Origin of the sequence: Paenibacillus sp. Soil724D2, from assembly GCF_001427935.1 — a bacterium.
Taxonomy (GTDB): Bacteria; Bacillota; Bacilli; order Paenibacillales; family NBRC-103111; genus Paenibacillus_E.
Genome location: NZ_LMRY01000023.1, coordinates 43,387 through 57,976 on the forward strand (window position 1 = coordinate 43,387; position 14,590 = coordinate 57,976).

General features: G+C 43.7%; 12 protein-coding genes. 3 read left to right on the plus strand and 9 right to left on the minus strand.

The annotated features are described in order from the left end of the window. Positions 1–15: 15 nt before the first annotated feature. The 3 genes from ASG85_RS19410 to ASG85_RS19420 form a co-directional block, all read right to left on the minus strand. The gene (locus tag ASG85_RS19410; protein ID WP_060647528.1) at positions 16–1,359 is read right to left on the minus strand and encodes an ABC transporter substrate-binding protein; all 1,344 of its coding nucleotides are present in this window, start codon (positions 1,357–1,359) and stop codon (positions 16–18) included. Positions 1,360–1,431: 72 nt separating this feature from the next. After that, on the minus strand, positions 1,432–3,183 hold the full coding sequence (locus ASG85_RS19415) for a sensor histidine kinase (RefSeq protein WP_162257276.1): 1,752 nt from the start codon (positions 3,181–3,183) through the stop codon (positions 1,432–1,434). Between the two features lie 37 nt (positions 3,184–3,220). Beyond that, positions 3,221–4,045: a response regulator transcription factor gene (locus tag ASG85_RS19420; protein ID WP_235550188.1), complete on the minus strand. Its 825-nt coding sequence runs from the start codon at positions 4,043–4,045 to the stop codon at positions 3,221–3,223. Between the two features lie 324 nt (positions 4,046–4,369). On the opposite strand from ASG85_RS19420, the gene ASG85_RS19425 reads away from it, so the two are divergent. Continuing rightward, positions 4,370–5,641, plus strand: a complete 1,272-nt coding sequence (locus tag ASG85_RS19425) for an erythromycin esterase family protein (RefSeq protein ID WP_060647531.1) — start codon at positions 4,370–4,372, stop codon at positions 5,639–5,641. A gap of 177 nt (positions 5,642–5,818) precedes the next feature. Here ASG85_RS19425 and ASG85_RS19430 read toward each other — a convergent pair whose 3' ends face one another. After that, on the minus strand, positions 5,819–6,577 hold the full coding sequence (locus ASG85_RS19430) for a hydroxypyruvate isomerase family protein (protein ID WP_235549488.1): 759 nt from the start codon (positions 6,575–6,577) through the stop codon (positions 5,819–5,821). 109 nt (positions 6,578–6,686) lie between these two features. Here ASG85_RS19430 and corA point away from each other — a divergent pair, with 109 nt between their 5' ends. Next, positions 6,687–7,637, plus strand: coding sequence for a magnesium/cobalt transporter CorA (gene corA / locus ASG85_RS19435; protein WP_060647532.1), 951 nt, complete (start codon positions 6,687–6,689; stop codon positions 7,635–7,637). Here corA and ASG85_RS19440 read toward each other — a convergent pair. Continuing rightward, on the minus strand, positions 7,630–8,541 hold the full coding sequence (locus ASG85_RS19440) for an AraC family transcriptional regulator (RefSeq protein ID WP_060647533.1): 912 nt from the start codon (positions 8,539–8,541) through the stop codon (positions 7,630–7,632). The two genes, corA and ASG85_RS19440, sit on opposite strands and share 8 nt — an antisense overlap. A gap of 130 nt (positions 8,542–8,671) precedes the next feature. Here ASG85_RS19440 and ASG85_RS19445 point away from each other — a divergent pair, with 130 nt between their 5' ends. After that, positions 8,672–9,778, plus strand: a complete 1,107-nt coding sequence (locus ASG85_RS19445; RefSeq protein ID WP_057307517.1) for a glycoside hydrolase family 172 protein — start codon at positions 8,672–8,674, stop codon at positions 9,776–9,778. Positions 9,779–9,804: 26 nt separating this feature from the next. Here the strand turns inward: ASG85_RS19445 and ASG85_RS19450 are convergent, their stop codons facing one another. The 4 genes from ASG85_RS19450 to ASG85_RS19465 form a co-directional block, all read right to left on the minus strand. After that, complete coding sequence (locus ASG85_RS19450) at positions 9,805–10,683, minus strand: AraC family transcriptional regulator (RefSeq protein ID WP_057307518.1); 879 nt, start codon at positions 10,681–10,683, stop codon at positions 9,805–9,807. Positions 10,684–10,798: 115 nt separating this feature from the next. Continuing rightward, entirely contained in the window at positions 10,799–11,809 is a 1,011-nt protein-coding gene (locus tag ASG85_RS19455; protein ID WP_057307519.1) for a zinc-dependent alcohol dehydrogenase, read from the minus strand. Between the two features lie 177 nt (positions 11,810–11,986). Next, on the minus strand, positions 11,987–13,639 hold the full coding sequence (locus ASG85_RS19460; RefSeq protein ID WP_057307520.1) for an ABC transporter substrate-binding protein: 1,653 nt from the start codon (positions 13,637–13,639) through the stop codon (positions 11,987–11,989). Positions 13,640–13,689: 50 nt separating this feature from the next. Then, positions 13,690–14,586, minus strand: coding sequence for a carbohydrate ABC transporter permease (locus ASG85_RS19465; RefSeq protein WP_057307521.1), 897 nt, complete (start codon positions 14,584–14,586; stop codon positions 13,690–13,692). Between the last annotated feature and the right edge of the window lie 4 nt (positions 14,587–14,590).

The window sequence follows — 14,590 nt, forward strand, 5'->3', positions numbered from 1 at the left end:
GAAAATTTTATTGGTTTAGCGATTTTTCTCCGTATAAGCTTGCAAGCTCTTGAACGCATCTTCCGGTGATTTGCCTGCTAAGATAGATTGGATCGTGTTGTTATATTCGTCTCCAATCTTTGCACCCAGTCCCACATCATAAAAGATGAACATCCCTTTCATGGTGGACATTTGATCTTTTAAATCTTTACTTAACCCTGGTACTTTAGCTGGATCTAAAGTAACTTTCGTAGCTGGTATGTCTCCTTGCTCTTCACCAACACGTTTTTGTGTTTTGTCCTCGGACCATGCTTTCAGATATTTAACAGCTGCATCTTTGTCTTTTGCCGTTGAACTTATCACTAAGTTAAATGCAGGTTGACCCAACCAAGTATCAATATCCCCTTTTCCATTCGGAAATGTTGGGAATTTAGCAATGCCCACAACATCCTTCACCTTGGAATCGGTATTGACCAACGTATTGATTGCCCAACTGCCAGTAACCATCATGGCTGCTTGACCATTTTGGAACATGCTCGTCATCGCACTGTTGTCAATGCTTAGGAACCCTTCTGGGAACGCCTTCATTTTGGTTAATTCCTGCAATACACGGCCTGTTTCGATGTAAGAAGGATCAAGCCATGTTCCTTTGCCATCCATGAGCGCATTAAACGGTGCATCGCCGCCAATCCGATTGGCAACAAATTCACTGAATAGGGCACTAACCCAAGCATCTTTGGCACCCATTGCAATCGGTGTCACTTTATTTTTGACCAACACATCAATAACATGTTTTAACTCATCGTACGTCTTAGGTACTTCAAGGTTATTCTTTTTGAAAATGTCTTTATTGTAGTACATGGTAGCTGCTGCGAAATTAACAGGAACACCATAAATCTTCTCATTGAAGGTTAATAAATTAAACGCACCAGAGATAAAACGATCTTTCCACGCTGGATCCTTATCCAGATATTCATTAAGCGCCAGCACTTTTCCTGAATCTGCATACGTTTTTAATTTTCCCGCAGCATGCAGGGTGAACACATCCGGTGCTTCATTTCCAGCGATTTGTGCATTTAATTTCGGATAAAAAGCTGTACTATTGAGATGCGATACATCGAAAGTCGCGTTCACATCTGATCTTGCATTAAATTCTGCAAGCAGATCTTTCTGTATATTGATCCCTTTATTTTCCGGTTCTAACCAATCAAATTCTTTCATTTTTATCTTATCTTTTGGCTTTGCAGCCGCTTCGCTTGCTTTAGGAGCATCGCTAGCTTTGGGTGCCTCACTTGCTTTCTCGGTCCCGCATGCAGACAATACAGCAGTAAGTGCAAGAATAGCGGCGATCGATGCTGAAATCCTTTTAACCTTTTTCATTTAAACCCTCCTCTATAATGTTTTACAATCTAAGCTTAGATGAAAAGGGTTCAAACGAGTATGCGGTATTCCTTACTTCATGGTTGAATCTGCCGACCTCTTCTCAACTTTGTGCGGTAAGGTTAACGTAATCACTGTGCCTTGTCCAACGACGCTATCAATCTGCAAGCCAAATCTCTTTCCGTAATGCAATTGAACCCGCTGATGTACATTAATCAATCCAATCCCCATACCTGAATTATCAACAGTCACTTGCAAATTTTCCCGGATCTGTGCTAGTCTTGCAGCTTCGATCCCGTTTCCGTTATCACTTATGGTAATGATAAATAAATCATCCTCAAAAAAACCGCGAATATCAATAAGCCCTTGGTCAATCTTCATTTCCATACCATGAATAATCGCATTTTCCACCAACGGCTGCAGAATAAATCGCGGAACTAGCAAGGGCAGCGCCATCGTATCGATGTCGATAGAAATGGTAATTTTATCACCATATCGATATTGCTGAATATAGACATACTTATTGACGTTGTCCAATTCCTTGTCGAGGGGAATGTACTCTTTTCCCTTGATTCCTTCCCGCATTAAATCACCTAACGCTTTGGATAATTTCCCAACTTCAGGAACGTTCTTCATGCGCGCAAGCCAATTGATTGTTTCTAGTGTATTAAAGAGAAAATGAGGGTTAATTTGGAACATTAAGTATTTTAACTGCGACTGTTGCTTCAACAATTCCTCTTGATAAACGGTATTGATTAAATGATGAATACGATCAATCATGCGGTTAAAGTTTCGACTCATTACACCTATCTCATTGCGTGAATTATAATTAAATTGAATATCAAAACGATCTTTCTCCACATCTTTCATCATCGCGGACAGCTGACGAATGGGTTTAGATATACTATTGGATACAAAATAGGCAAGAAATAGTGCAACTACAATACAGATAATGAAGATAACAAACATCCAATTTTTCAATTCAATTGACGTTTGGGAATATTTGGCATCCGGAATCACACTTACGATTTTCCAATCGGTATTTCCGATGGCGTGGTAAGTAATGATATAGTTAATCCCGTCCATCTTCTCGCTAGTATGATCTTGTTCAGGTCCATGTAACACGCGACTTATATACGGGTAATCGGGGGTCGTATTAATCAAAGATTTATTCGAATGTGAAATGATCCTTCCATTCTGATTGATAATATACATTTCGCCTTCATTGTTTAATTTCGTCTGCGCAAAAACCGAATATAAAGCGTCTTCTTTAAGATGAAGTTCAAAATAGCCGATTTTCTTCAGGTTTCCTACATCAAACATAGAACTTCTAGCTGTAATCGTTAGCTGCTCGGGATTCGTATTCATCCAAACTAAATTGCCCTCATTCTCTTTCAGTACATCCCAATCGTGTATGTCCAAATCATTGGATTTCAAGACATTTCCCGATGGAAAGACATCTTTATTTAAAGCGTAAAGGCTGATGTCCTGTATATCTTCGCTATCAATGATGGCACCATCCAACAAGAGCTTAATTTTGTTGATTTCGTCTAAATATTCCAATTGACTCTGAAAGCCTAGATTGGCTTTTTTAAGAGCATCCCTTATTTCTTTATTCGTAAAAAGGGAATAATACACCCGCTTGACTTCTTTCATCTTGAATTCAATATTTTTGCTTACTTCGGTTAACAAATCAGTGGTGTAAGCGTTTGTTTTTTCCTGTATGAGCGATCGAGATTTTTGATAAGTTAACGTACCGATCACAGCTAATGGAATAAGGTTCAAAATAAGGAAGGACACTAGTAATTTTTTTTGAATCTTCATGTCTAGTATCCATTGCCGCAACCTGCTTGCTGGCTGGTTACGCATCATTTAAGTGCCTGCCTCGTTCATCATGCCTAATAAATAATTGCTTACGAAAATCGTTTGGCGTTTGTCCGTAATGTTTTTTAAACATTTGTCCAAAATACCTGGAATCTCGAATTCCCACCCGACTGGCTATTTCAAATACTTTAATCTGAGGGTCTGCTAGCATATCCACAGCTTTTTGCATACGAATTCGGGCGAGTGTATCGGAGAAGTTTTCTCCCGTTTCCTTCTTAAATAAGCGGCTCAAATAATCTGGATGATAATGAAGCATATCCGCAACTTTGGCAATGGTCATTTCTTCCATGTAATTTAATTCCATATATTCCATTATTTTCGCAATGACTTCATTTAATTTTGATATATCACTATCCGGTACCAACATGCCTTGCAGGGTAAACGAATATTCCTTCAATTGATGCCGAAGACCAAGCTCTAGCTCATTTCGCTTGCGATCCTCTTCAATCACTTGTTTGGCTTTTCTGCAAGCCAGTATGATTTCATCTGGATCGGTAGGTTTTAATACAAAGCCGACTGCCCCCAATTTTATTGCTGTCATTGCGTAATCCAACTGGTGGTACGCCGTAATAAACACCCATTTAATTGATGGATTCTCTGCTTGTATCAGCTCCATTAAGGCTAGTCCGTCTAAACCAGGCATCTTAATATCAGTCAATACTAGATCTGGATGAACAGCTCGAATCAGTTCAAGTGTCTCCAATCCATTAGCCCCTAACCCTACTAACTCAAAGCCTTCTTCTTTCCAATCTAAGGATTGCAGCCCCATTCGGGTGATTGGCTCATCATCAGCAATAATCATTCTAATCACATATATTCCTCCTAACCTGAAGTAAGTGAGTTCATTATCATTGTTTTTGTTTAATAGTTCAATGAATATTTGCTTTACGAAAAGGGTTTTCGACCCTCCAAACAAAAAAAGGGACCTAGCCAACGGGGCCAGGTCCAAAGTTTATATTAAAAAAGGGGGGTCTTGTTTATTATAATACACCTACTATGTTAGAGAACTGTAACAGGAATGTTCCAATTGTGTTACAAAAAAAGCGAATCCATTCGAATCGCTTTTTTTGTATGCACTTTTGTACATACTACAGAATGTAAATCTTTAGGAATAGGAGTCAAACAAGTGAAAGTTGAAGACGTCATTGTGGAACAGATTAGACAGCAAGCTGTACAGCTGAGGACCCCCGAAGATTTGGATGTATTAGTTGAAGCAATCGGAGACAAGAAGTACGTATTACTCGGTGAGGCAACACATGGTACATCGGAATTTTATAAGCTGCGCATGGAGCTAAGCCGTAAATTAATTGAGACGAAAGGTTTTTCTTTTATTGCTGTCGAGGGCGACTGGCCGTCATGTTATGAGGTTAACCGTTATGTAAAGCAGTACAAGGATGCCAAACCGAGCTCCCGCGAGGTCATGGAAACTTTTAATCGTTGGCCGACGTGGATGTGGGCCAATGAAGAGGTTGGCGAGTTGATGGAGTGGCTTAACCAGCACAATGCAAATAAGCCGATGGAAGAGCGAGTCGGGTTTTACGGTTTGGATGTCTACAGCTTATGGGAGTCACTAGAAGAGATCGAACGTTATTTACAGGAAAAAGGCACCCCTGAGCAGTTAGCTCTGGCGCGGAAGGCATTTGAGTGCTTCGACTCTTATGAGAAGGAGGGGCAAAATTATGGGGTTTCGGCGGCTTTTTACGGCGAAAGCTGCCAAGATGAGGTTGTGAAGCTGCTTCAAGCGCTTCACGCGAAACGCGTGCGGTATGAAGAAGACAGCGAAGCAGCTCTAAGCGCGGAATTGAACGCGCTTGTTGCTGTGAACGCTGAGGATTACTACCGCACCATGGTTCGTCACGACGCGGAATCGTGGAACGTCCGCGACCGGCACATGGCCGAGGCGCTGCGCCGCCTCGAGGACCACCACGGCCCAGACGCCAAAGTGATCGTCTGGGAGCACAACACGCACGTCGGCGATGCGCGTGCAACAGATATGTTGGCCGACGGGATGGTGAACGTCGGCCAGCTTGTGCGCGAAGCGCACGGCGAAGCCGATGTGTTCGCCATCGGCTTCGGCACTTACCGCGGCACGGTCATCGCCGCGACATCCTGGGGCGCGCCGATGGCGACGATGCAAGTGCCACCTGCCCAGCCGGGCAGCTGGGAGGAGCTCATGCATCGCGCCGGCGCGCATGATCAGATCCTCCTGCTAAGCAAGGAGGATCCGATTCTCGGGCACGAGGTGCTGGGGCACCGTGCCATCGGGGTCGTGTACCGCTCTGGCCATGAGAGAGGGAATTACGTTCCCTCTCTTATGGCTCGGCGTTACGACGCCTTCGTGCATGTGGATGAAAGCCATGCGCTTCATCCGCTAACCATAAAAAAAGTGCTTGTGTGATTTCACACAAGCACTACCACCCAAAACGCCGATGCTTCACGCTATAGCAGAGTCGATATCAAGCTCAGTTCCTATGTATTTAAGATTGTTGTACGAAATACAACTTTATTGCTTCTATTTCCACAGCTTGGAAGGAAGAAATCAAGGATATTGTGCACCGCGTACAACTTATGGCTTTCACTTGTCATTAATAAGATGTTTTAACCCAACACTCGGTTCCTCCAACGGAAAATACTCTAAACCGATATACCCAGTGAATCCAGTTTCATCAATGGCCTTGAAGATCTGCTCGTAATTCAACTCGCCATTATTCAGCTCATGTCGCCCTGGATTGCCAGCTGCATGAAAGTGGCCTATCCAAGCCATATTTTCACGAATATTCGTAATAAGATGACCTTCGGTAATTTGTTGGTGATAAATATCGAACAGCACTTTCACATGCTGGCTCCCCACCTGCTTCACAATATCGAATGCTTCTTCAGATGAAGCTAAGAAATATCCTTTATGGTTCACAAGTGTGTTCAGCGGCTCTACCAATAATGTTATCCCTTCCCGCTCCAACAACGGAACGGAAGCTTTTAATCCATCAATCAATGACTGACGCTGCGCTTCTCTGGACACACCTTCAAGTTCCTGACCCACTTGTGAAATGAGCTGAGAACAATTTAATCGCTTCGCTGCCTCAATGGATTCGGCAAGTCCAACTATATAAGTTTCACGCATGGTTTCATCGACTAAGCTCACAAATTTGGTGCAAAAGGCGGCAATTGAAACCCCAGCATCCTTCGCCACATGCGCGACTTCGTCCAAATCCTTATTCCACCATGACCAGAATTCAATGGTATCATAGCCAATTTGCTTCACTTCCTTAACACTTTGAGCAAAATCATACTTGCTATAAACGGCATCCATACAGACGGAGAGCCTCATTGTCATCCTTCTTTCCCAATATACGTTATTTGTGCTAGGGACCAAACATTTCTGAACTCTCCCTATTGTATGGTAAAATTAAGCAGATGAAAATATGACTCAAGGAGTTTTACTTATGATTCGTTCCCTTGCTATTACCATGGACTTCAAGGTGCTCCATAATATCCCCTTCGAGGAGCTTCTAGGCCCGGACATTCAGTGGTATTGGGTCGACTTTCATAATCCGAGCGATGAGGAAGCGCTGTATCTGAAGGAGCATTTCCACTTTCATCCGCTGGCCATAGAGGACTGCTTTTTCTTACTGCAGCGACCGAAGATGGATCACTATGAGAACGTTCACTTTTTTGTGATGCATGCGATTAATGCTATGACACTGGATGCTGAAGAGGTCGACATGTTTCTGGGAAGTAATTACATTGTGACCTTTCATTTGCATGAATCAAGGGAAATTGAGGATGCTTGGGGCCGTATTTCAGAACAAGAAAACTTGCGGAATGAAGGTCATATTTATGCGGCTTATTTAATTCTTGATAATTTGGTGGATCAATATTTTCCAAGTGTTTACCAAATCGAAGATCAATTAGATGATATCGAGAATAATTTTGATGCCGAATCCATTGAAGCCTTAATGAAACATATTTTTGATATTCGGGCCAAATTGTTAAAATTGCGCCGCACCATCGTGCCCATGCGTGACTTGCTGTACAGGGTCATCAATACAGATCGAATAGAGCATCTTCGCGATCAGCTCGTCTTCTTCACGGACATTCATGATCATCTGCTCAAGCTGTCTGAAATGATTGATTCAAACCGCGATATGACGGCTGATATGAGGGACAGCTACATCTCCCTGAATTCAAACCGAATGAATACCATCATGAAAACGTTGACCGTAATCACGACAATCTTCATGCCATTAACGTTCATTGCTGGTCTTTATGGGATGAATTTCGCTTATATGCCTGAACTGAAATGGCACGGCGGTTATTTTGCAATTCTCGTGATTATGTTCGGAATTGGATTCGGCATGTTCGCTTGGTTTTGGAAAAAGGGCTGGTTTAAATAAAAAACCTTACAGATTCTGAGCGATGCTCACCACGGAATTCTTTCCTAAAACCAGCAGGCGAAACCCCCACCTTCTTCTTAAAAGCTCGACTGAAGGCATGAATACCGGAAAATCCTAATTGATCTGCGATTTCCTGAAGCGGCATTAAGGTATGCCTGATCATATTCTTGGCTCGCTCGAGCCGGATTCTCTGGTGATATTGGATCGGACTTACATCGAATACTTTATTAAACAAATGGATCAAATAATATTTACTGATATGGAATCGCTCCGATAGCTCATCCAATTTCAACTCCCGGTGAACGTGAGCCGCGATGTAACGCTCAATATCCAATAACAGCTCTTGGTGAAGATTGTTTTCATATAATCGTCCATTCCACGCATGCTCCCTCACTATATAGGTAATTAATTCCAGCAGACTACCCTTTAAACGCCATTCATACAATGGCAGCTTCGCTTCAAATTCCGATATGATTCCAAAAAGCTGCTGTTCCACGCGACTCGGCTCCCTTAATCGAATATAGGTTGGGAGATCAACGAGTGCGCCCGACAGCTCATCCTTACGAAACCAGCTTCGCTCCGTCTCATCCATGTCTTGCAGCATTTTAAACGATACCTTGACGTCCCCGCTATCCGCCTGTTCGAACAAATCAAAATGCACGTGCGGCTGCCTAATCGGGTTATCACCTATGATCTGGATGGAATGCCTCTGCCCAGGCTTAAATAGAAACAAGTCCCCCGGTCTGCCTTCATAGGTCTTGTCCTCGATCGTTATGTCAGCTCGGCCCTCCATTAGATATAATAGCTCGTAGTCCCAAAGCATTCTTTCTTTTAACATCCAAGGAGATTGTATGATACTATCCATCGCAATACGAATGTATGGGGAGACATTTTGAAAGCTCACGGCGGTAGAATCCTTCCTTTTCAGCAATAATAGTTAACTTTTAACTAACTTTGGCTAAATGAACACGCTTACCTTCATTATATAATGTTTTCAAGTTCATATAACAATAATGATAGAGGTGGATGTTCCTATGTCGCAAAATCAAGGCTTTATCCATGAACTCTCTGCAGCACCATTCCTGACACAAGGCCAAACCCGTTGGATCACGGCAGAGAATCCGACCGGTGAGAAGGGACAAGGCGGGAAAGCAGCAAGCAATTTAGGTATTGCCCGCAAAGGCAGGCCGTGCATCACTTTACCTCAAGGAGAAACAGTCGTTCTGGCCGATATTCAAGGAACTGGCATCCTGCAGCACTTCTGGATCACTTGTACGAATGCTACGCCTAAGGGGAACTTTGTCCTTAGAGATTTAGTGCTCCGCATCTACTGGGATGATGAAGCCTCGCCTTCCGTGGAAGTGCCGCTGGGCGATTTCTTTTGCAATGGGTTTGGTGAACGCTGCAAGGTGAATTCGCAGCCGATCGTCGTGAATCCTACAGGTGGCATGAACTGTTACTTCCCCATGCCTTTCCGACAATCAGCCAAAATTACGATTGAGAATCAGCATGCCGAGGATATTCAAGGCTTCTTCTATCAGTTTCATTATACACTCGTTGATTCGCTCCCGGAGAATACGGCTTATTTTCACGCCCAGTGGAGAAGAGAGAATATCACAACGGAAGGAAAAGATTACACTATTTTGGACGGAGTCAAAGGCAAGGGAACATATGTCGGTACCTATGTGGCATGGGCAGCCTTAGAACGTTATTGGTGGGGCGAAGGGGAAATTAAATTTTATTTGGATGGAGATGAAGAATGGCCAACCCTCTGCGGGACGGGGACGGAGGATTATTTCGGTGGAGCCTGGTGCTTTTACGAAAAAGAAAACGGGATCCCCGTCGAGGTGCCATACAGCACTCCCTATCTAGGATACCCGTTCTATTCCAAATCGGATTCGACCCTCAAAGAGAAGTTCGGCGAAGATTCCGTGCCTATGCATGGACTATATCGTTGGCATCTTCCAGACCCCATCCATTTCGAGAGCGATCTGCGCGTTACGATTCAACAGATTGGTCATAACAGCAGAGAGCTTTTCGAACGAACCGACGATGTTTCCTCCGTTGCCTATTGGTATCAGATGGAGCCTCATGCGGATTTCCCCATACTGCTTCCCGTTCACCGGAGATGGCCGCGATAATGAACACACCAACCTCTTTGCTTATTCTAAGAAATGGTTGGCTGAGAATTCATCGCTATAAACATACTAGGCATAACTCCGACCGTAGCCTTGAAAGATCGGCTGAATAAATAAATGCTTGAAAAGCCCACCTGCTCAGCAATAGCGGTTAATGTTTGATTACCTTCGATCATTCTTATCTTCGATTGCTCGATTCGAATATGGGTCAAATATTTATGAATCGTAATGCCAAGCTGATCTTTAAATAAAAAAGATAAATGATTGGTCGAAATTCCGACCTGTTTACTTATCGTATGATTATCCAGCTCAGGGTCCCCATATCTTTCATTGATCAAATGGATGGTTTTTTCAATAAACACCCAACCCTTTGTCATTTTACCTTCTTTATCGTTATGGCCCACTTGTCCCTTCATAAAAAGGACTAATAATTCCAAACAAATCCCCTTAAGGATCAACGAATAACCCGATCTCATATCTAGAAACTCTTTCTGCATGATCAGGAATCTTTTCTTTAACTCAATCCGGTCCGGCAGCTGCAGGTGGGAAATTGGAATGGTAGATGCTAGCTGCATCTCCTTGTTTGCAATTGCTTTACGCTCTTCCGTAATCGCTTGGTCCTTCCAAGAACTTCGTTCTTCGTCATAATACAAATCAAAATGAAAGATATATTGGATCAATGGCACCTCTGACGTAGAGCGAATAATATGCGCCATGAAGGGAGGCATAAGGAGAATGTCTCCTTCCTTCACCTGATATTTGATCCCGTCCAAAAAAAATTCAGCTTCCCCTTGCTCGATATACGTATACACATGGTCGTAATCCATCCATTCACCCGCCAGAGAGAAGGATTTATGAATTTTGACCATTCTGACGAAAGGCGAGATGTTGTTCAGCCAAGTCTCCATGTACTTCCCTCCTGCGAAATGATTGAGGACCTACTGCCTTATTTCTCAAGTATAACTGAAGCGTATTCACATTTTCCATATATTAACATGCCGATGCGAACTTTTCCCTTAAGACTCATGTCTCGCTCCAGTCAAATAAAACACCGCTGTACTGATCCTTATTCACTCGGAGTCCTTCGTAAGCTTCCTTCGCTTCCTCCGGCTTCAGTACATGGCTGATTAAAGGTTCGACCTGCAGCCGTTTCTGCTTCATCAGCTCGAATACGATGTTTGAGTTTCTAACCAAGGAATGTTTCACAAACTCATTAGGTTCGGTTGGATACCGCCATTCGTGTGCTCCCTTGAACGTAATACAACCTCGTCCATACAGATGGCAGTAGTTCAAAATTTCAGTAACATCCGTGTTATATTCACCTCGAGGACTGCCCAGGAAAATGATTTCGCCTAATTTAGCGATCCACTCGAGACTTTGAACAGCTACTTGAGGCACCCCTGTAGCCTCGATATGGGTTGAAACTCCTTTTCCATGCGTGATTTCGGCAATCTGCTCGTTCACGCTGTCTTTTCCACCACTAATAACATGAATAACACCGCATTGCTTAGCAATTCGAAGACGTTCCTCCGATAAATCAATACCAATCACAGTAGCACCCTGTAAATGCGCCAGTTGAGCTGCCATATTTCCTATAAGTCCAAGCCCCGTTACGCTTACATAATCTCCGAACTCAATATTCGATACACGAATTGCTGTCGTCGCGACGGTTGCCATCCGAGTAAACGGTACCCATTTCAAATCCAAGTTGTCTGGAACTTTAAGAAAAGTCCCTCTGATCGAAACAACCTCATACTGCGTGTGGTTCCCATAATGAAAAACAATATCACCGGAATTAAACCCCGTTACTCCTGCTCCTACTTCCACAATCTCACTTACAGCTGCATAGCCTGGAATACCCGGCATGCGAAACCAAGATTCGTTGCCTGACAGCATGGCCAATTCAGTTCCCGGGCTGATTAATGTATAAAGCTTCTTGACCAGAACTTCCTGATCGCCAATCTGTAGGGTGAACTTCTCTTCTACCGTTTCAACCTGCCATGGATTGAGGAACATTACCTTCCTATTCTTCATCGCAACGCACTCCTTTGTATTGAACTCATTTTCAATATAAATGTTTTTACTGGAGGCGTCTTTGACGTAAGAAATGATTTTTTATCGAAAACAACGATAGAAGGGATGTACAATGTAAAGAGCCGACTTTCCAGAGTTAATCGCTGGATTGTCGACCCGTCTATCGATCATATAAATCTACTTCTTCTTCGCATCATAGGCAGCTTGATAAATTTCCAGATAACGCTTCAGGTTCATATTATCCAAATTTTTGAGGTAGCCGTCCCATTCTTTCTCCAGATTCGCATCCCCGATGATGAAGCGTGCGGTCATCTCTTTGACATGATCGGTAATCGTCTTCTCGAGATCAGCTAGCTCCATCGCCTGCTCATTCGTGAAAAACAGCTGCGGAAGGACAGTATCCAGCTTCTGCTTATAAGGCTCGTATTTGTTTTTCGTTTCATTGTACAAAATAACTTCCAATGGGTTTTTCGGATCGGCGACCAAGCCTAAGCGGAAATCATTCGTTCTAAGCGATGGTCCGGTTTGAGACCATTTCACATTTTGAACATTTGCCATCTTGGCTTCGGTATATTTCCAAATGGCTTGCTTGCCATTGATGCCGAGTTCGCCTTGAGCCGCATATTTCCATTCCACATCAGGACGCCCTTCTGCATTACGCAGTGTCATCTCCTGCGTATACATCAGATCCGCTAGACGGAAGGCGGCTTCTGGATTTTTACTCGCTTTCGTAATCACGTAACGCCCTTGAGAGACACTATTGGTATAGGGCGCTACTTGCAAGCCTTTCGGCCCTTTGAGCACTGGAACGGCGGTAACCTCAAGCCATCTTCCGCTCGGTCCATTGAAGGCTGTAAACGTCCCGTTATGCTGAGCTATCGCCGCGCCCAATATATTAATGTTGGGGTTTTCCCCCATTTGCTTCGCTTGATCCCGATCCTGTGTGAAGGACTGCGGCGCGATCAAACCTTCGGCATACAGCTTGTGCAGGTACTTCAGGCCCTCTTGCCATTCCGGCTTGTTATAAGGCACATCCACCTTGCCGTTATTGAGGTACAAACGATTGGTATTATTAGGATTTAGTATAAAAGCATTCATAATGAACGAGTCGATATTGACCGCAGGTCCCACCGCTGCACCTGCAAGCGGAATCTCATCTGCTTTTCCGTTGCCGTTCGGATCCTTTGTTTTAAACTCCTTTAGCACCTTGTACAGCTCATCCGTCGTTGTTGGCACAGCTAACCCCAATTTATCCAGCCATGGCTTGTAAATCCACATTTTTTGCCCCATTGAACAGTGGAAACACTCATTCACGAGCGGCAGTCCATATATTTTACCACCTGGCGCCGTAATAGCATCTTTCACTCCATCCACCTGCTCAAACATCTTCTTGGTTTCGACGCCATACTTATCAATAAAGGGCTTTAAATCGAGGAAATCTCCTTGGCTGCCATAGATCAGCTGCTGCGTAGGGCTAACGTCAAAGCCCATGATCACATCAGGCAAATCTCCGCTTCCGAGCACCAAATTAAGCTTTTCTACCGCTGATTTCTCCGGGGCAACATCCCATTCAATATGAATGTTCGTCTTCTCCTCCAGGTACTTCGTATATTCATTCGTTGCAAAGTCTTCAACAAATGCGCTTCCCTTTACAAGAACCTTTAAGGTCGTTTTTTCCTTCGTGATAGGTAATTCCCCAGCTGCAGTCACCCGATCCTCTGACACTTTTGGAGTCGCATCTGATTGCGCTGCTTCCTTATCTGAACAACCGCTTAATACCGAGACTGTGCACAAGGCTAACCCTAAGCTTGCTACCATCCATTTTTTCATCAAAAAGAACCCTCCCTAGCATTTTTCGTTAGAAAATTTTCTTTGAATGACTAACCTTTCAACGAACCAATCATGACCCCCTTAACAAAATGCTTCTGTACAAAAGGGTAAATCATCATGAGCGGCAGCGATGAGACGACAATCAGAGAGTATTTAAGCAGTGCCCGCAGGCCCTCCCGATTCGCTTCCTGTCCCAAATCGGACAGCATGGCGGGATCTACCTCATTCTGAACGAGTATTTCCCTAAGCACTAGTTGGAGTGGATAAAGGCTCGGCTGTTTTAAATAGATCAGCGCATTGAAATATTGATTCCAATAGCCTACCGCCGAATAAAGGGTAATGACAGCAATGATCGGACCAGATAACGGAATAACGACATTCCATACAAACTTGAAATCGTTACAGCCGTCCAGCTGAGCGGCCTCCAACAACTCTTCCGGTATAGTCGTTTTGAAATAAGTTCTCGTAATAATGACATTAAAGACACTCATCGCCCCTGGCAAAATCATCGACCAAATCGTATTAAGCATGCCTAGATCTTTGACCAACAGGTAGCTCGGAATGAGCCCGCCAGAAAACATGGTAGTGAACACCAGCAAGAGCATGACGGCATTTTTCCCATACAAGTCTCTACGTGCGAGCGGATAAGCGGCCATAATCGTTAGTACGACATTGATGACTGTACCTAGAACCGTATAAATGACGGAATTGCGAAATGAGCTCCAAATCAACTTATGTTTAAAAACAGCCTCGTAACCGTCGAGTGTAGGTTGAACCGGCCATAGCCACACCTTCCCTGAGATAACCGCGTCTGGGCTGCTGAAGGATGCGCTTACAATAAAAACTAGCGGATACATCACTATAATGAGAAATAAGGTAAGCACCGTGTAATTGATCACGTTAAACCAACGGTCATTGCTGGCTTCCCGAATGTTAGCAAGCTCCATGATG